This window comes from Acinetobacter sp. 3657, assembly GCF_031456775.1.
Classification (GTDB): Bacteria; Pseudomonadota; Gammaproteobacteria; order Pseudomonadales; family Moraxellaceae; genus Acinetobacter.
The window spans coordinates 137,532-154,967 of record NZ_JAVDVH010000006.1 but is presented as its reverse complement, the minus strand read 5'-3'; the positions used below and the strand labels follow the sequence as shown (position 1 = coordinate 154,967).

The following is a 17,436-nucleotide window of genomic DNA, read 5'->3' as shown; positions in this document are numbered from 1 at the left end:
CTATTTCAATCAATAATGCGGTGGTTTATCACTCATTGGATCAAAAGTTGCAATGCCCTCTGACAAATCCGATGCTTCTATGCGACGATACAAGAACTGCATTTGTTTTTTTAAATCTGCAATTTCTTGTGTCTGAATCACCAATTGTTGGTTCAGTTGTTCAACTAAATCGTCTAAAAATGCAATTCGGACTTGCAAATCTTCAATGGGTGCGGACAATGACGCTTGATCATCAAAATTTTGTTGTTTAGTCATTTCAGACCTCATCTGAGCTTTTAGGAAACATTATGGCCTATATTACTTTAAGGGATGTCCACCTCGCATTTGGTGGGCCTGCCCTACTCGATGGCGCACACTTTAACCTAGAACGTGGCGAGCGAGTCTGTTTAATCGGTCGTAATGGTGAAGGTAAGTCTACTTTACTTAAACTGATTGAGGGAAGCTTATTGCCCGATAGCGGCGAAGTTTCGATTCAAAATGGTTTAACTGTTTCGATGTTAGCCCAAGATGTACCTATGGATTCAGGCAAGGTCGCTGACATTGTAGCTGACGGTGCAGGCGAAGCAGCAGCGGTACTCAAAGCCTACCATGAAGCCAGCGATAGCTGTGTACTGGGTGATATGGATGCCTGCGATCGGATGGGCATGTTACAGCATAAGCTTGATCAGTTAGATGGTTGGGCACTAGAAAATAAAGTGAACTCTATTCTGAGTAAAATGGGCCTCGACCCCCATGCTGATTTGGCTGATTTATCGGGTGGCCGTAAGCGTCGTGTGTTATTGGCGCGTGCGCTGTTGACCCAACCTGACGTACTGTTACTCGACGAACCAACCAACCATTTAGATGTTGAAAGTATTGAATGGTTAGAGAAATTTTTGCTTGACCAAAATAATCTAACGTTACTGTTCATTTCGCATGACCGTTCATTTGTAGACAGCATTGCGACCCGTATTGTTGAGCTTGACCGTGGTGTTTTACGTAGCTACGAAGGTAACTACTCTCGCTACTTAGAGCTTAAAGCACAGCAAATGGAAGCAGAGGAAAAACAAAATGCTTTATTTGACAAAAAGTTAGCTGAAGAAGAAACCTGGATTCGCCAAGGCATTAAAGCACGTCGTACCCGCAATGAAGGTCGTGTTCGCGCGTTGAAAGATTTACGTGAACAATCTAAAGCGCGTCGCTCGCAACAAGGCAAAGTCAGCATGGCAACTCAGGATGCAAACCGCTCTGGCAAGTTGGTATTTGATATTGAACATCTGAGTGTTACTTTTGGCAACAATGCACCGATTATTAAAGACTTCTCAGCACTGGTCTTACGTGGTGATCGTATTGGTCTCGTCGGTGACAATGGTGTCGGTAAAACCACACTCATCAAAGCGATTTTAGGTGCCATTGAGCATGGTGGTTCAGTTAAAACGGGTACACAGCTTGAAGTTGCTTATTTTGACCAATTACGTAATGCCTTAGATCTTGAAAAGTCAGTCATGGCAAACGTTTCAGAAGGCTCTGACTTTGTCGATGTGAATGGCAATCGTCGCCATATCTATAGCTATTTACAAGACTTTTTATTCTCTCCAGAACGTGCCCGCACACCTGTAAAAGCACTTTCTGGCGGCGAGCGTAACCGTATCTTGTTGGCAAAATTATTGCTAAAACCATCGAATTTAATTGTGATGGATGAACCAACCAATGACTTGGATATGGTCACGCTTGAACTGCTTGAAGAAATGCTTTCTGATTATAAAGGTACATTATTATTGATCTCGCATGACCGTGCCTTTATGGACAATGTCGTGACATCAACTTGGGTATTTGATGGTAAAGGAAATATTGATGAGTACATTGGCGGGTATCAAGACTATTTAGAACAACGCCCTGATCAAACTGTGGTTGATCAGAAAAGCGATGTAAAAAAAGCACAAGCTAAGGCTGAAGCCGCAACTGCACCGAAGAAAGTCAAACTCAGTTATAAAGATCAACGTGAGTTAGAGCAGCTTCCAGCAGAAATGGAAAAGCTAGAAGCGGAACAAACGGAACTTTCAGAAAAGTTGGCTGATGGATCATGGTTTCTTAGCGATGCCAATGCAGCTACATTGGCAAGTCAACGTCTCGCAGAAATTGAAGAATTACTGCTCGAAAAGTTAGAACGTTGGGATATCTTAGAAAATATGTCGAAAGGCAATTAAGCTAAGTTCACTGAGCATCTATTCTTTATAGAGTAGATGCTCACTCAATTTAATTAAACGCAATTCCTTTGGCTATAAACTCACTTGCAAGCGATTGGTAAATTCTAAAATTTTCATCATCAAAACATACAAAAATAACTTCTTGAACAAAATCTGCTTTATCCAATTCATCACTTATGATTTCCAATGCAATTTGCGCTGCGAGTTGTTTCGGAAAACGATAAATACCTGTTGAAATATTTGGAAATGCTAGCGTTTTTAGTTGTAAACCTTCTGCTAACTTAAAACTATTTCTATACGCATTTTTTAATAATACAGTTTCATTATTTTGCCCATCAACCCACGTTGGACCAACAGTGTGAATGACATGTTTAGCTGGCAAATTTCCTGCGGTCGTAATAACAGCTTCGCCAACATTACAACCACCTTGCTTCGCACGAATCTTTTGACATTCTGCTAAAATTTCAGCACCACCTTTTCGATGAATTGCGCCGTCAACACCGCCGCCACCTAAGAGAGAGGTATTTGCTGCATTGACAATTGCATCAACGCTCATTTGAGTAATATCACCTTGTTCAATTGTTATTTTTTTCAAAATTTTTCCTTTCCGATTTACTTTCAAATATACACTCTACAATAGAATAGATTGATTCTGCAGTTACATTCGTGAATTAAAAACCCACTTCATGTTACACTTTTCAAAAATTCAACTTAATTCACATATCAAAGTTCTATGAGCCAACAACAGTCTTATATTCCTGGCGAATTTCGATGGGAATTTTTATTACCAAAATATTGGAAGAATTGGATTGGCATTTTCTTTCTCGTGTTATTGGCAATCCTTCCTTGGGCAATACAATGGCGCTTGGCACATGGCTTGGCGCATATATGTTGGTCTTTACTCCGATCACGTCGTAAAACCACGCTAAGGAATTTGGAAGTATGTTTCCCTGAATGGTCGTCAGCGGAAGTTGAAACCAATGCAAAAAAAGTCTTCATTGACATGATGCTTGGCATGTTTGAAACCCTGAATGCGTGGTATAGCCCCAAATGGTTTAAGAACCGTCACCATATTGAAGGTCTGGAACACATTCAAAATGCCCAAGCACAAGGTCATGGCGTACTATTGCTAGGAACGCACAGTACCCTACTCGATGCAGGAGGCTATCTCTGTTCTCAATACTTTGAACCAGATGTGGTTTATCGCCCACAAGATAATCCGATGCTGGATATGTTTATTTATCGCTGTCGAGCCACGATTTATAATCATCAAATTGATCACGATGATATGCGTGGACTCATTCGCAGACTCAAAAATGGCGGTGCGATTTGGTATAGCCCAGACCAAGATTTTGGTTTAAAACAAGGGGTAATGGCTCCTTTCTTTGGCGTACCCGCAGCAACCGTCACTGCCCATCGTCGTTTATTAAAAATTTCTAACGCTGTGGCAATCCCGCTTTATTTTTATCGCTACGGTGATATACGCAACCCAAAATATAAAGTGTTGATTGAACCTATTGTGGAAAATATGCCAAGCGAAGATGAAGTTGTTGATGCGATTCGCGTCAATAAAATTATTGAAGCACAACTCAGAATCGCGCCAACACAATGGATGTGGTTCCATCGTCGTTTTAAAACACGTGCTGAAGGGTATGAGCAGATTTATTAAAAATTAAAACCCGAGTTCTGCATCCTGCAAAACTCGGGCAAATGAGGTTGTGCTTTCGCTCTGTTTTTTATTATCTTGCTTCCATCGCATGCATCATATCCATGATGACTTTTTCCATCTCAGCGTTGCTATCCTTAAGCGGAAATCCATTCCTGCGTCCTTGTGCTGATGTATTTAGAATAAACCTTTTAAACTTGTAGGACTATTCGCTACAGACCTAAATCATTGTACGATATTGCTTACACCGTTCATTGTTTATCTGGCGTCGCCATCATCGCCTTATGTGGTTGGGCAAGCTCATCTACCACCGCCTTTTCTTCTCGCTCCGCCTTTTCTATTCCCTCTTGAATTGCTTGCTGTGCTTCTTCTTCATCGGCTTGCGTTTGCTCCAACTCTTGCTGCTGTTGCTCAAAAATCCGCCCCGTCTGCAATACAACATACACAGGAAAGTGATCTGAACCAATATAAGGTAATCGCTTCATATCGACCAAACCAAAATCAGCACTATGGAAAATATGATCCAAAGACCACCGTAATAATGAATAATCAGCATGGAAAGTATTCATAAAGTAGCGACCTACTCGTGGATCGAGTAAACCACTGATACGCTGAAACAAGCGAGTTGTTCTTGACCAAGCCACGTCATTTAAATCCCCCATCACAATACAGCTTTGATCTAAGTCTTTAATTCGATCACCTACAATTAAAAGCTCAGCATCTCTCAAGGTCGAATCTTTGGCTTCAGTAGGGCTTGGTGGTTTAGGATGTAAACAATATAGTTGAACCTGAACCCCTGAACGTAACTGTAAAGTTGCATGAATCGATGGAATTTCATCACTTAAAATAAATTTAACTTCAGTGTTATTTAACGGCAAACGGCTATATAGATGCATGCCATAAAGATTATCCAACGGCACTGCTACTCGATAGGGATAATCTTCCTCTATCGGCTTTAATGCATCTTGCCAAGCAATATCTGACTCAAGTGTTAACACAACATCAGGTTTTAAACTTTCAATCTGTTGCAGTAATAAGTGATATTTATCATTGGGTGTTAAGACATTGGCAACAAGTAAAGAGATTTGTTGTTCAGGATTTAATTGATCCTGACCCACCTGTTGAACTTGTTTCTTCCATATCGGGGTATAAGGCAACACCATTTTTAATTGATAGGCGACTGCTGCGATCACACCTAAAAGTAATATTTCTCTTTGTAAAGTCCACTCAGCGGGTATAAAAAGTAAAGCAACTAAAGTCGCTATTCCAAACGCTAAGATCTGTAATCGAGGAAAGTCTGCTCCCCTAAACCACCATTCATCACGGGGAATCAAGGACCATACACTTAACCAAATAACCAATACTGCGCAAATCTCAATCCATATCATGTTCATTTTACTCTTGGAGATTTCGTGGATTTTCAATAAAGTTACGGCTTTATCAATTTTTCATCTAACACAAACAAATAATTCCACACAATAAATCAACTGTTTTATTCATGTAACACTTGCAGTTGCGTTCACTTTTGATACACTCAAGCCCCTTAAAAGTTTTTACATACCGAGGCAAATGACATGAAAGTAGGTCTGGTCGGTTGGCGTGGGATGGTTGGTTCTGTCCTGATGCAACGTATGGTTGAAGAGAATGATTTTGCTCACATTGAGCCATTCTACTTCTCTACCAGTAATGCAGGTGGCGAAGCTCCTTCATTTGGTGGTAAGACTGCCCCAGCACTTATGGATGCAACAGACATTAGCAGTCTGAAGCAAATGGATGTCATTTTAACCTGTCAAGGTGGTGACTACACCTCTGAAGTTTTTCCAAAACTGAAAGCAGAAGGTTGGAACGGTTACTGGATTGATGCAGCATCAACCCTGCGTATGGCTGATGATGCCATTATTGTACTTGATCCTGTCAATTTAAATGTGATCAAAGATGGTTTAGTCAATGGCACTAAAACCTTCGTTGGTGGTAACTGTACTGTTTCTTTAATGTTGATGGGCTTAGGTTCACTGTTCCAAAATAATTTGGTGGAATGGGCAACCTCGATGACGTATCAAGCAGCATCTGGTGCTGGTGCACAAAATATGCGTGAACTGATCACGGGTATGGGTTATTTGTATAACAACACCAAAACATTATTAGATGATCCAAAATCTGCGATTCTAGATATTGACCGTCAAATCGCTGACTTACAACGTGGCGACGATTTCCCTAAAGCAAACTTTGGCGTGCCATTGGCGGGTTCATTGATTCCATATATCGACAAACAACTCGAAAGTGGTCAATCAAAAGAAGAGTGGAAAGGTCAAGTCGAAACCAACAAGATTTTGGGTAATCAGCAAATCGTGCCAATTGATGGTCACTGTGTTCGTATCGGTGCAATGCGTTGCCATTCTCAAGCCATCACATTGAAACTCAAAAAAGATGTGCCACTTGATGAAATCGAAGAGATGATTCGCAACTCAAGCCAATGGGCGAAAGTTGTTCCGAATACTCGTGAAGCGTCGATGACTGATCTTACTCCTGTAGCGGTAACGGGTACTTTAACCGTTCCTGTTGGCCGTCTACGTAAACTCAATATGGGTAAAGAGTATTTAGGCGCATTTACAGTAGGCGATCAACTCCTTTGGGGTGCGGCAGAGCCATTGCGTCGTATGCTACGTATTTTAGTTGAATACAAGAACGCCTAAGCAAAATAACACCAAAAACCAAAAGCCGATCACACTTGATCGGCTTTTTATTATTATTAAATATGAACAATTTACAATTCATTTACATCACGATAATGTATACTCAGACCTTGTTGATCTTTCACCATGGCTGAAATATCAGCAGGCTTTATGACCTAACTAAAACATCACTTTTCATGGATCGAGATGACTGTTAATAACAAATTAAAAATTGCCATTTTAGCCATTTTATCTTCGCAACAACTTTATGCGATTACCTTTGACCCACTGCAAATCAAGTCTGCACCGGGTGAGTTACTTTATGCAGAAATGAGCTTCCATCAAGCAGATCGAAATTCTAAATTTGACGTAAGTCTAGCCACACCAGAGGATTTACGCATGATGGGAGCTATGCATCAACCTCCGTCACAACTCAATTTTTTTACACGTCACAATAATCGAGGTGAAGGAGTCATTGTCATTACTTCATCACGCCCGATGATTGATCCTGAACTGAATATTATCCTTAAAATTAAAGAAGGCGAATCTGCACACTTAAAGCATATTCGACAACCGATACGTAAAAATATAATAACTGCATCAGAGACCAAAACCAGTAGTGAGAAATCACTGACACCCAAGTTTATTGTCAGTGAAAAAGATATTGCCTTAAATCTACCTGAAAGCACACGCTATATCGCAAGCACCCAACCTGATTTAAAACATGAAAAACTGCTGAATGTGCCCTTTGCACTTCCGCCGGTATTGAATATTTCTGAGACCCGCATTGTTGCAACCACCAATACCGCAGTGCAGCCAATCGAACAAACTACGAATACTCAAGTGGCCTCCGTTGCTTCCACAGCCCAAGACCAACAAGCAACAGCCGTGAAGCATGACAGCACAACATTCGCATCAGAAAATCAAACAGTAAGTACTCCAGCGCAAATAAACCCTATAATCTCTGAGAGCGAGCTGAAGGGCACGGAGATTGAAAATGCGCAACAAAACAGTAAAACTCAACACCAAGCTAAAAATACCACTCCACCAGCAAAGAAAAAAACCGCAGCAGACCATTCAACACTCGTAAATAACCAAAAGCATGTAGTTCAACGCAATGAATCATTGTGGAGTATTGCTCAGCGGATTTCTGCTGAAACCCAACAACCCCTCCCACAAGTAATGAAACAGATTAAAGCACAAAATGAACATGCCTTTATCGGAGGAAGTGCCAGCCGACTTAGACAAGGCTCACATTTAAACTTCGATCTTAATTCAATCCCTGCTCGCAAAAATCAAAATGCCAATCAAGTTGCAGCAAAAACTTTAGCTGCACCTGCCGAAAAAGCCAAATATCGCTTACAACAAGCAGAAATGTCTTTGGTCGCTGAAAGCAATCAAGATTCGAGCATAGGAAGTGCCAAAAAAGACACATTACAACAGAAAACCAGCGCTGACTTATCATTAAAAGTTATGACAGCACGGGAAAAAACCGTTACATTACAAAGAAACGTAACACAGTTGGAATTGGCCTTACGCCAGAAGGATCAACGGATTCAGCTTTTAAATGCTCGACTTGCTGAGCTGCAAGATCAACTGAAAGCGCAGCAGGAAACTAAAAAACCAACACGCTGAGTTATGGAAGAAGATTCTCAAAGATTTGGATAAAAGCGGTTCTATTTTTTAAAGGGGTATGGATCATGTCAACGATAATAATTGTATTGCTCGTCATCGTATTGGTCATTGCGATCGTTTTAAAGAAACGTGAGAACACTCAAAATCATGCGGCATCCAAGAAAAGTACCAGCAAGACAGCAAAGAAAGCGGCGACGCGCACTGCACTCGCACGTGAAGAACGAGAGTCTGCCCCTCCAGCAACGACTGCAATTTCAGAAAGCTTGCGTCAAAAACTTACGCAACAAATTCAAAGCGGTAACTATCAATCTGCCGAAGCACAAATCAATCAAGCTTTAAAGCAAGACAACTCCCAACATGAGCTTTATCTATTTTTACTTGATATCCATTTAGCACAAAAGGATGACTTTGCGATTGATCAATTGATCAAGCATGTACACGCACTAAAGCTTGAGGATATTGCACAAGCCGCTGAAGCAAAAAATCAAGAACGCATCAGAAATACGCAATCATTTGATAGTATCGATTTCAAATCGCATTCAACACCATCAGTTATTGAAACGGCAGAAATACCAAATAAAACGGCCGACTTTGATGCATTAGTCCAAACATCGGCCAAACCAACTTTTGAGGATATACAATCTGAATACACTGCTCCTGCTGAGCAAGAGAAACCTGCTGAAGCAGCGGCACAGGTTCAAGCTTTAGATTTCGACTTTTCATTTGAACAGAAAGAAACCGTCAAACCGACGACTGAGCTACAACAGCAACCTGCTTTAGACTTTTCATCCGACTCAGCACCTGCGACTGAAGCATTATCGGGCAATGACGCAAAGCCTGACTTAGATTTTAATTTCTCTAATTTAGATGCAACATCTAGCCAAAGTGAAATCAAGAATGACAATATCACCGAAACGCCTGGCTTAGATTTCAATATTGATCAACCACAACATCATAGTGAAAAACAAGCAGCGACTGAAAAAACCGAGTTTTCTTTTGACCTTACACAACCAACCACAGCTACTGAACCAAGCCTAGAAGTCGCTGAGCCGATTCCACAAACACCAGCTGTAGAACTCAACGATCCTTTAGCTCAATCATTCCCAGATTTACAACAGTTAGATGAAGCTCAACTTAACTTAGATCTAGCTGAACAATATATTGAGCTTGGTGCTTATGCATCTGCCCGTGAACTATTACAAAACCATCAGCTTCAACTCAACCAAGAACAACAACAACGTTCAGAAAAATTACTCAATAAAATAGCGTCTTGAAGCGTATCGGTCTAATATAAGCAGTCTCTATGACTGCTTTTTTTATGATGAAAAACTTTTTATTATGCAAAAGATCGCTTTAATTTATATGGGTGGAACTTTTGGCTGTGTGGGTGAACCACTGATGCCAATGCCAGAGCAAAATTTTTTACCAGCACTCAAAAAAGTGATTCCACCTCACTTAGATGTAGAGTGTTTTGCCGCACCCAGTATTCAAGATAGTAGCGCATGTACAGCGACTGATTGGTTGCAGTTAGTACAACAAATTCAACAGTTACAACTCAAAAATTATCAGCATTTCGTGATTATTCATGGCACTGATACTTTAAGCTATGCGGCAGCAACGCTTGCACGCTTTTTGGGGCATTCTTGCCACGCGATTATTACGGGCAGCCAATACCCCTTACTCAATATTGAAGGCAATGATACCAGAGAGTTTACAGATGCATTGAGCAACTTATCTCTTGCACTTGAGCAAGTCATACAACGGCCTGCTGGGGTTTATCTGGCATTCCATCAGCAAGTTTTCCACGCACAAACGACATTAAAGGTTCACACTACTGAACTTGATGCTTTTGCAGGTAAAGATGCAAATGAAACCTGTAAAACGACGGCTGATTATTTTATTGTTCAAAATGAACATATTGAACAAGCCGCACAACTCAGTATGCTCAATCTTATGCTACAACCGATTGGCAAAGAGCAACTGTTATCGCAGTTAAATAATATCTTGGCTGCACCACCAAATTTCCTCGTGTTACAAGGATTCGGCACTGGCAATATCGCAGTGAATGATGAGATTTTAGCGTTATTTGATGCTCTGTATCACAAGCAATGTCTTTCAATTATTAGCACTCAAGTGACCTTTGGACAGCTTGATCAGCGCTATGCGGTGAGCGCTTGGATTAAATCAGCTAAAGTTTTGATCAATGATTGTCACTGCCATGCTGATTTATATGCAAAAGTGCTGCAAATGTATTTAAAATACCCGACCCATGATCAATGGTTTGAGCATTGGCAGCAACACTAATCTTGAGGTTAAGACATGCAACGTTATGCAATCGGTATTGAATTTTGCGGTACTCAATACCGTGGTTGGCAAACCCAACAAGCGGGCATTGCAAGTGTTCAAGAAACCATTGAAAAAGTCCTCAGCAAAGTCGCCAACGAAACCATTATTTTACATGGTGCAGGACGTACCGATGCAGGCGTACATGCCACCAATATGGTGGCACACTTTGATACTGAAGCCATCCGCCCTGAACGTGGTTGGATCATGGGTGCAAATAGTCAACTTCCTAAAGATATTTCGATTCAATGGATCAAATGTATGGATGAAAATTTCCATGCACGTTTTAAAGCAATTGCGCGACGTTATCGCTATGTTGTTTATAACGCTCCAATGCGACCTGCGCTACTACACAAACAAGTCACTCATCTCTATCAAAACTTAGATGTAAAAAAAATGATCGCTGCCGCAGCAAAGTTTGAAGGCACTCATAATTTTGAATCTTTCCGCGCCGCTGCATGTCAGTCCAATCAACCCGTGCGTCATGTCAAACATTGTCGTCTGTTTGAACATGGTCGCTATCTCGTCCTCGATATTCAAGCCGATGGTTTTTTACATCATATGGTCCGAAATATTATGGGATGTTTGCTTGAAATCGGACAAGGGCTCTATGAGATTGAACATATTGACACCATGTTTGCGGCTGAAGATCGCAAGGCGGCTGGTGTAACAGCACCAGCGGATGGGCTTTATTTTATTCAGGCGTATTATCCAGAACACTTTGACTTACCACAGCCGCCACTGGGACCGCAGTGGTTAAACTTGGCTGAATAAAAAAGCCTTATCTTTTTGATAAGGCTTCGTTGAATCAGTTTAAATCACTGGCGCTGTTTACGTTTACGATATTCCACTGGGGTTTCGTTGGTCCAACGTTTAAATGCACGATAGAAAGTACTTGGTTCAGAGAAACCTGTTAAATACACAATACGCTCAACACTTTCAGTGGTATTTGCGAGTAATTTTTTCGCTAGACGACAGCGATAATCTGAAAGAATTTGCTGAAAACTGGTATTTGCTTCACTGAGCTGTGTTCTTAGACGGCGCGGTGTAATATTGAGTTGCGCTGCAACAGTTTCCAATGTGGTCTCACCGCTTTCCAAGGTCGAACCAATCGCACGACGAACTTCACCAACGAGATCATAGCGTGCAAGCTCTTGTAATTTTTCAATGGCAAGCTGTTCATGCAATTGTAGTAGCTCTGGTTCAGCTTGCCACAAAGGATAATCTAACACCGCAGCATCAAAATAAAGTCGGGTCTCTTTTTGTCCTAAGCTAACGGGGCAGCCAAATACTCTAAAATATTCGTCATCCTCAGCCCCTTCACTGAAATTAAAATCAATATAAATTGGCTGAAATTGACCTTCAGTAATAAACTTAAAGAAACGTAAAATACCAGAAAATACACATTCAGAAAAATGACGATTAACAAATTGGTCAGGCCATAATTGTTCACCGTTACTTAAATAACAGCGCCCATCTTCAACAATAAGTTTCGCATCAAAAGCATCACTAATCAGACGTTGGTAAGCCAGTGCTCGCTTTAAGCCCTCACCAAAGGTTTCACTACTGATAAATAAATGCTCAATCACTTGACCACGATATAGCGGTAAATATTCCCCTAAATGCAGCCCGATATCTTGATCATTACTCACATCCCGAGCAGCAATCCAAAATGCATGCTGTGCACTTAATGGCGTTCTCGCATTGGTATCAACTTGATTGAGTGCAACCCCTGCCTTTGTTAAAATCTCTTCGGTTGGTAATCCTGCTTTACGAATTGCCTGATAACCAAAGCGCAATACAACCGATGCATCTGTTAACTGACCCACGCAGTGCCCTTCCCTGTAGATACTTTATTGTGACAATGAACAATAAATTTAGATTAACGTTGATTGACCAAACTGACAACACTATTCTGCTTCTTTTGTTAAAAAAAATTTATAAATTGTCTGACAGTTCTTTTGATTAATATCTGACAGCCTTGCTTAGCTTATATCTTGTAAATTTTAAATAAATTGACTATAATTTGCGCCTTTCCAATTTGATCTCAGGTAGGCTATGGCCAATAAAGAGGAACTCATTGAGTTCGAAGGCGTTGTCACCGAAACGCTTCCTAATACGATGTTCCGTGTACGTTTAGAAAACGGTCACGAAGTTATTGCTCACATTTCTGGTAAAATGCGTAAACACTATATCCGTATTTTGACAGGTGACAGTGTAAAAGTTGAAATGACACCTTATGATTTGACAAAGGGTCGTATCACTTATCGTGCGCGCTAAGAATTAGTGAATGCAAAAAAGCCACATCTCGTGGCTTTTTTTACAAGCGATAAGCGAATGCGCTATTTAACGGTCTAGCAATCACTTAAATGTTTAAGGTATCCTCAGCGATATGTCAGTATTGCTGTAATATAATATCGTCTCCAGAACGGATAGATTTAAATACGTCTCTCCCGCTCGCTGCTCAAAAATATAAAAATTATTTATTCCAAAAATAAGGAAATAGTCACAATGCATTATAAATTTTTTATTATTTTCTTCGCATTACTATTACAAGGTTGCGCAACACCGGGATGGCAATCTGTTCAACTGCAAGATTACTTACAGCCTTATATTGGGCAGTCAGCCGATGACATTCAAAACAAGCTCAATTTGAACGATTTAGGCTTTCAAACGTTAAAACAACCTAAAAAAACTGATCGTTCTTTGATTTTCACCGTACTGCGTCCAATCAACATTCCAGTGCCGATGCCACAATCATTTGGTGAATCTGGTTCAGGCATGGGGAGTTCTGCACGTATAGGTGCGGTTCAAACGGGCCAACAATCCTACGATGTGAATTTTTATTGCCATATTATTTTTGAGTTAGATCAGCAACAGATTGCGCGTTCAATTCGCTATGAAGGTAAAGCGTGCTAAATCAATATACCAAATAAAAAACGCAGCCTTTTTAGCTGCGTTTTTTCAATATAGAATCTAGCTCAGTGCTGAAACAACCGCCTCACCCATCGCATCTGTACCCACTTTGGTCATACCTTCAGACATAATATCCGCGGTACGTAAACCTTGATCCAATACTTGACCAACAGCATCTTCAATCGCTTTGGCTGCTGCTTCTTCACGGAAGGTATAGCGCAACATCATTGCAACCGAAAGCACAGTGGCAAGTGGATTTGCGACATTTTGACCTGCGATATCTGGTGCAGAACCATGACATGGTTCGTACATGCCTTTGCCCTTTTCATCCAATGATGCTGAAGGCAACATACCGATTGAGCCCGTCAACATTGCTGCTTCATCCGACAAAATATCGCCAAATAAATTGCCTGTTACAATCACATCAAACTGTTTAGGTGCACGAACCAATTGCATCGCAGCATTATCGACATACATGTGCGATAACTGAATATTTGAATATTGCGCTTGCTGTAAATCGGTTACTGTTTGCTTCCACAACTCAGTCACTTCAAGCACATTGGCTTTATCGACTGAACACACTTTACCACCACGTAAGCCAGCCAGCTCAAACGCGACTTTAGCAATACGCTTGATTTCGCTTTCGGAATAAACGTCAGTGTTATAGCCTTGTTTTTCACCGTTTTCGAGTTCACGGATACCACGAGGCTGACCGAAATAAATACCACCTGTCAGCTCACGCACAATCAGAATATCTAAACCTGCAACAATTTCTGGTTTTAAGCTTGAAGCGTCAGCCAATTGTGGATACAAAATCGCTGGACGCAAATTGGCAAATAAATTCAGCTCACTGCGGATTTTGAGTAAACCACGTTCAGGACGAATCGAACGTTCGATGCTGTCCCATTTAGGACCACCTACAGCACCTAATAAAATTGCATCTGCTTTTTTGGCTTGTTCACTGGTCACAGCTGGATAGGGTTCGCCATGTGCATCAATTGCTGAACCACCGAGCAAACCATGTTCCCATGTCAAACCTAGATTAAATTTATGATTGACCTTGGTTAAAACTTTTTCAGCAGCGCCCACGATTTCAGGGCCAATACCATCACCCGCTAAAATTAAAATATGTTTAGACATCTATTTTTCCAGTTTGATATAAGCAGTTTACACTGCAAGCCAATTAAACTCTTCTTTCAACAAACTCGCCTAAGCCTTTACGGACATCATAAGATCGGCAAAAACGGCGAATCGTGCGTTGTTCCTGCTGCAAATCAACACATAGCGGGTCAGGTGCAGAGACATTTAATAAACTCCCCGAACCAGATGGCCTATCTCTATACATTTTAAAGGTATAGTTTAAATAAGGCTTGAATTCATGAATGACATGAAAAGTCTCCGCACGATCTAAAGAGATTGGATAAAAGCGAATCACGACTTCATATTCTTTGGCAGGAACACTCAGATAGACTTGTTGTTTTCGACTAAAAACCGAACCTTGTAGTCTCACAATGCCTCGCTCCATCGCCTCTCGACTGATGCGATGCGAGGTCGCATTAATCACCTCAGTATCATCGATACGTGCAAATTCACAATTTTCTACGCCTGAACAATATAAAGTTGCGTTATTCGCTCTCTGCTCTAAAGTATTTTGAGCAATACGAACTTGATCAACCACATTTTGTGTATTCTGACAGGCAGTTAAAGTCGTACCAACACATAAACACAGCAAAATATTGCGTGCTAATATCCTTCTCATTGTTCGGGCCCAGTCCTCATGTCATATCAACATGCAAGCAAATTAATCTTTGTTTGCATGTTAACAAGAGTTGTATCGCTATGCCATGATTATGTTCAAATTGTATTCAAACAATTAGGCTTTGATTTCATCAAATACCCAAGGACGCACTTGTTTGGCTTTCGCTTCAAAATCTCGAATCTCATCAGCCACTTGTAAAGTTAAACCAATGTCATCTAAACCATTCAGCAAACAATGTTTGCGGAATGGATCAACTTCAAAATTGAAGGCTTCACCTGTTGGCGTACGTACTTGTTGTGCTTCCAAATCAATGGTCAATTGATAACCTTCTTCAGCACATTCTTTAAATAACTGATCTACAATCTCTTCAGACAAGATCACAGGCAACATGCCATTTTTAAAACAGTTATTAAAGAAAATATCTGCGAAGCTTGGCGCAATCACGGTACGAAAACCATATTCATTTAATGCCCAAGGTGCATGTTCGCGGCTTGAACCACAACCGAAGTTAGTACGTGCCAATAAAATCGTTGAACCTTGATAACGAGGCTGATTCAAGACAAAATCAGGGTTTTTAGGACGTTTACTAATGTCCTGACCTAAATAACCTTCATCTAAATAACGTAATTCATCAAATAAATTATCGCCGAAGCCAGTGCGCTTGATTGATTTTAAAAACTGTTTCGGAATAATTAAATCAGTATCCACATTGGCACGATCTAAAGGTGCAACAATACCTTGTTCTACAGTATATTTTTCCATGATTTTGCTCCCTTAGAATGAACGAACATCAACGAAATGACCTGCAATCGCTGCCGCAGCCGCCATCGCTGGACTGACTAAATGGGTACGCCCACCATTGCCCTGACGACCTTCAAAGTTACGATTTGAGGTTGATGCACAATGCTCACCTGGTTGTAACTTATCCGCATTCATTGCCAAACACATTGAGCAACCCGGTTCACGCCATTCAAAACCTGCTTCCAAGAAAATTTGATCCAAACCTTCTTGCTCTGCCTGCTGTTTAACCAAACCAGAACCCGGAACAATCATCGCTTGTTTGATACTTGAAGCGACTTTACGACCTTTCACGACTTCGGCAGCGGCACGAATATCTTCAATACGAGAGTTAGTACATGAACCAATAAAGACGCGATCCAATTGGATATCAGCCAAAGCCTGACCCGCGTTTAAGCCCATATATTGATAAGCACGTGTCCAATCATTACGTTGTACATCATCTTTGGCTTGTTCTAAAGTCGGTACTGCTTGCGTAACTGGAATCACCATTTCTGGAGAGGTTCCCCAAGACACTTGTGGCTCGATCTCTGCGCCATTCAATACAACGACAGCATCAAACTCAGCGTCTTCATCAGAATGTAAAGTGTTCCAATATTCTACCGCTTGTTCCCACTGTTCGCCTTTAGGTGCATAGTTCCGATCTTTTACGTAGGCAATAGTCTTGTCATCCACTGCAACCATACCAACACGGGCACCCGCTTCGATTGCCATATTGCACACTGTCATACGACCTTCAATCGACATATCACGGAACACTTGTCCGCCAAACTCGATTGCATAACCTGTACCACCAGCCGTACCAATCTTGCCGATGATGGCCAAAACCACATCTTTCGATGTCACGCCTTTGCCCAATACACCATCCACACGGACTAACATATTTTTAGATTTTTTCTGTACTAAACATTGTGTTGCCAATACATGTTCAACTTCTGATGTCCCAATCCCATGTGCCAAACAACCAAAAGCACCATGCGTTGCCGTATGCGAGTCACCACAAACCACGGTCATACCCGGTAAAGTTAAACCTTGCTCTGGGCCTACAACATGCGCAATCCCTTGGCGAATGTCATTAATCCCAAATTCAACGATATTAAATGTTTTACAGTTATCGTCTAAGGTTTGCACTTGGATACGAGAGGTTTCGTCCTCAATTCCTGCAATCCCTTGTTCACGCTCTTTTTTAGAGGTTGGAACATTGTGGTCAGGTGTTGCGACATTGGCACTTAAACGCCATGGTTGACGACCAGCAAGCTGTAAACCCTCAAAGGCTTGAGGACTGGTGACTTCATGCAATAAGTGGCGGTCAATATAAATCAAACACGAACCATCATCGCGTTGCGTTACTAAATGGTCATCCCATAATTTGTCATACAATGTCTTGCCTGCCATGTCATCGCTCTCCATCGTGCTTGTCATAGGACTGGGTAATTTAATCTTAAGCTGATTATAACAATG

17 protein-coding genes are annotated in these 17,436 nt (G+C 41.1%); 9 read left to right on the top strand and 8 right to left on the bottom strand.

Features of this window, described 5'->3' with window-relative positions:
* Positions 1 to 9: 9 nt before the first annotated feature.
* Complete coding sequence (locus J2Y37_RS09160) at positions 10 to 255, bottom strand: SlyX family protein (protein ID WP_004668540.1); 246 nt, start codon at positions 253 to 255, stop codon at positions 10 to 12.
* A gap of 32 nt (positions 256 to 287) precedes the next feature.
* Between J2Y37_RS09160 and J2Y37_RS09155 the strand changes: the two genes are divergently transcribed.
* Positions 288 to 2,186: an ATP-binding cassette domain-containing protein gene (locus J2Y37_RS09155; RefSeq protein ID WP_349032613.1), complete on the top strand. Its 1,899-nt coding sequence runs from the start codon at positions 288 to 290 to the stop codon at positions 2,184 to 2,186.
* A 49-nt stretch (positions 2,187 to 2,235) separates the two neighbouring features.
* Here the strand turns inward: J2Y37_RS09155 and J2Y37_RS09150 are convergent, their stop codons facing one another.
* Entirely contained in the window at positions 2,236 to 2,781 is a 546-nt protein-coding gene (locus tag J2Y37_RS09150) for an O-acetyl-ADP-ribose deacetylase (protein ID WP_349032612.1), read from the bottom strand.
* A gap of 138 nt (positions 2,782 to 2,919) precedes the next feature.
* Between J2Y37_RS09150 and J2Y37_RS09145 the strand changes: the two genes are divergently transcribed.
* Positions 2,920 to 3,855, top strand: coding sequence for a lauroyl acyltransferase (locus J2Y37_RS09145; protein WP_349032611.1), 936 nt, complete (start codon positions 2,920 to 2,922; stop codon positions 3,853 to 3,855).
* A gap of 248 nt (positions 3,856 to 4,103) precedes the next feature.
* Here J2Y37_RS09145 and J2Y37_RS09140 read toward each other — a convergent pair whose 3' ends face one another.
* Positions 4,104 to 5,246, bottom strand: coding sequence for an endonuclease/exonuclease/phosphatase family protein (locus tag J2Y37_RS09140; RefSeq protein WP_349032610.1), 1,143 nt, complete (start codon positions 5,244 to 5,246; stop codon positions 4,104 to 4,106).
* Between the two features lie 180 nt (positions 5,247 to 5,426).
* On the opposite strand from J2Y37_RS09140, the gene asd reads away from it, so the two are divergent.
* The 5 genes from asd to truA all read left to right on the top strand — a co-directional run bounded on the left by asd (position 5,427) and on the right by truA (position 11,276).
* A complete protein-coding gene (gene asd / locus J2Y37_RS09135) occupies positions 5,427 to 6,545 on the top strand; it encodes an aspartate-semialdehyde dehydrogenase (protein ID WP_004668535.1) in 1,119 nt (372 codons plus the stop codon).
* Positions 6,546 to 6,731: 186 nt separating this feature from the next.
* Positions 6,732 to 8,159 carry a hypothetical protein gene (locus J2Y37_RS09130; protein WP_349032609.1) on the top strand — a complete coding sequence of 476 codons (1,428 nt, stop codon included), beginning with the start codon at positions 6,732 to 6,734 and terminating at the stop codon, positions 8,157 to 8,159.
* Positions 8,160 to 8,224: 65 nt separating this feature from the next.
* The gene (locus J2Y37_RS09125; protein ID WP_349032608.1) at positions 8,225 to 9,433 is read left to right on the top strand and encodes a hypothetical protein; all 1,209 of its coding nucleotides are present in this window, start codon (positions 8,225 to 8,227) and stop codon (positions 9,431 to 9,433) included.
* Positions 9,434 to 9,497: 64 nt separating this feature from the next.
* Positions 9,498 to 10,463, top strand: a complete 966-nt coding sequence (locus tag J2Y37_RS09120; RefSeq protein WP_349032607.1) for an asparaginase domain-containing protein — start codon at positions 9,498 to 9,500, stop codon at positions 10,461 to 10,463.
* A gap of 15 nt (positions 10,464 to 10,478) precedes the next feature.
* A complete protein-coding gene (truA, locus tag J2Y37_RS09115; protein WP_004668529.1) occupies positions 10,479 to 11,276 on the top strand; it encodes a tRNA pseudouridine(38-40) synthase TruA in 798 nt (265 codons plus the stop codon).
* A 44-nt stretch (positions 11,277 to 11,320) separates the two neighbouring features.
* Here truA and J2Y37_RS09110 read toward each other — a convergent pair whose 3' ends face one another.
* Positions 11,321 to 12,331, bottom strand: coding sequence for an AraC family transcriptional regulator (locus J2Y37_RS09110; RefSeq protein WP_004668526.1), 1,011 nt, complete (start codon positions 12,329 to 12,331; stop codon positions 11,321 to 11,323).
* Positions 12,332 to 12,560: 229 nt separating this feature from the next.
* On the opposite strand from J2Y37_RS09110, the gene infA reads away from it, so the two are divergent.
* Positions 12,561 to 12,782, top strand: a complete 222-nt coding sequence (infA, locus tag J2Y37_RS09105; protein WP_001284370.1) for a translation initiation factor IF-1 — start codon at positions 12,561 to 12,563, stop codon at positions 12,780 to 12,782.
* A gap of 231 nt (positions 12,783 to 13,013) precedes the next feature.
* Positions 13,014 to 13,421 carry a hypothetical protein gene (locus J2Y37_RS09100; protein ID WP_349032606.1) on the top strand — a complete coding sequence of 136 codons (408 nt, stop codon included), beginning with the start codon at positions 13,014 to 13,016 and terminating at the stop codon, positions 13,419 to 13,421.
* A gap of 57 nt (positions 13,422 to 13,478) precedes the next feature.
* Here the strand turns inward: J2Y37_RS09100 and leuB are convergent, their stop codons facing one another.
* From leuB to leuC, 4 genes are all read right to left on the bottom strand, one after another.
* Positions 13,479 to 14,558, bottom strand: a complete 1,080-nt coding sequence (gene leuB, locus J2Y37_RS09095; protein WP_004668521.1) for a 3-isopropylmalate dehydrogenase — start codon at positions 14,556 to 14,558, stop codon at positions 13,479 to 13,481.
* 43 nt (positions 14,559 to 14,601) lie between these two features.
* On the bottom strand, positions 14,602 to 15,177 hold the full coding sequence (locus tag J2Y37_RS09090; protein ID WP_004668520.1) for a hypothetical protein: 576 nt from the start codon (positions 15,175 to 15,177) through the stop codon (positions 14,602 to 14,604).
* 114 nt (positions 15,178 to 15,291) lie between these two features.
* Positions 15,292 to 15,939: a 3-isopropylmalate dehydratase small subunit gene (gene leuD / locus J2Y37_RS09085; RefSeq protein ID WP_004668518.1), complete on the bottom strand. Its 648-nt coding sequence runs from the start codon at positions 15,937 to 15,939 to the stop codon at positions 15,292 to 15,294.
* A gap of 12 nt (positions 15,940 to 15,951) precedes the next feature.
* Positions 15,952 to 17,370 (bottom strand): 3-isopropylmalate dehydratase large subunit, encoded by a 1,419-nt coding sequence (gene leuC / locus J2Y37_RS09080; RefSeq protein ID WP_004668517.1) that lies wholly within the window; start codon positions 17,368 to 17,370, stop codon positions 15,952 to 15,954.
* Positions 17,371 to 17,436: the final 66 nt, after the last annotated feature.

Excerpts from the sequence above, each read along its gene's own strand:
- J2Y37_RS09160 (WP_004668540.1), bottom strand. The coding sequence starts at position 255 with ATGACTAAACAACAAAATTTTGATGATCAAGCGTCATTGTCCGCACCC.
- J2Y37_RS09155 (WP_349032613.1), top strand. The coding sequence starts at position 288 with ATGGCCTATATTACTTTAAGGGATGTCCACCTCGCATTTGGTGGGCCT.
- J2Y37_RS09145 (WP_349032611.1), top strand. The coding sequence starts at position 2,920 with ATGAGCCAACAACAGTCTTATATTCCTGGCGAATTTCGATGGGAATTT.
- J2Y37_RS09140 (WP_349032610.1), bottom strand. The coding sequence starts at position 5,246 with ATGAACATGATATGGATTGAGATTTGCGCAGTATTGGTTATTTGGTTA.
- asd (WP_004668535.1), top strand. The coding sequence starts at position 5,427 with ATGAAAGTAGGTCTGGTCGGTTGGCGTGGGATGGTTGGTTCTGTCCTG.
- J2Y37_RS09130 (WP_349032609.1), top strand. The coding sequence starts at position 6,732 with ATGACTGTTAATAACAAATTAAAAATTGCCATTTTAGCCATTTTATCT.
- J2Y37_RS09125 (WP_349032608.1), top strand. The coding sequence starts at position 8,225 with ATGTCAACGATAATAATTGTATTGCTCGTCATCGTATTGGTCATTGCG.
- J2Y37_RS09120 (WP_349032607.1), top strand. The coding sequence starts at position 9,498 with ATGCAAAAGATCGCTTTAATTTATATGGGTGGAACTTTTGGCTGTGTG.
- truA (WP_004668529.1), top strand. The coding sequence starts at position 10,479 with ATGCAACGTTATGCAATCGGTATTGAATTTTGCGGTACTCAATACCGT.
- infA (WP_001284370.1), top strand. The coding sequence starts at position 12,561 with ATGGCCAATAAAGAGGAACTCATTGAGTTCGAAGGCGTTGTCACCGAA.
- J2Y37_RS09100 (WP_349032606.1), top strand. The coding sequence starts at position 13,014 with ATGCATTATAAATTTTTTATTATTTTCTTCGCATTACTATTACAAGGT.
- leuB (WP_004668521.1), bottom strand. The coding sequence starts at position 14,558 with ATGTCTAAACATATTTTAATTTTAGCGGGTGATGGTATTGGCCCTGAA.
- J2Y37_RS09090 (WP_004668520.1), bottom strand. The coding sequence starts at position 15,177 with ATGAGAAGGATATTAGCACGCAATATTTTGCTGTGTTTATGTGTTGGT.
- leuD (WP_004668518.1), bottom strand. The coding sequence starts at position 15,939 with ATGGAAAAATATACTGTAGAACAAGGTATTGTTGCACCTTTAGATCGT.
- leuC (WP_004668517.1), bottom strand. The coding sequence starts at position 17,370 with ATGGCAGGCAAGACATTGTATGACAAATTATGGGATGACCATTTAGTA.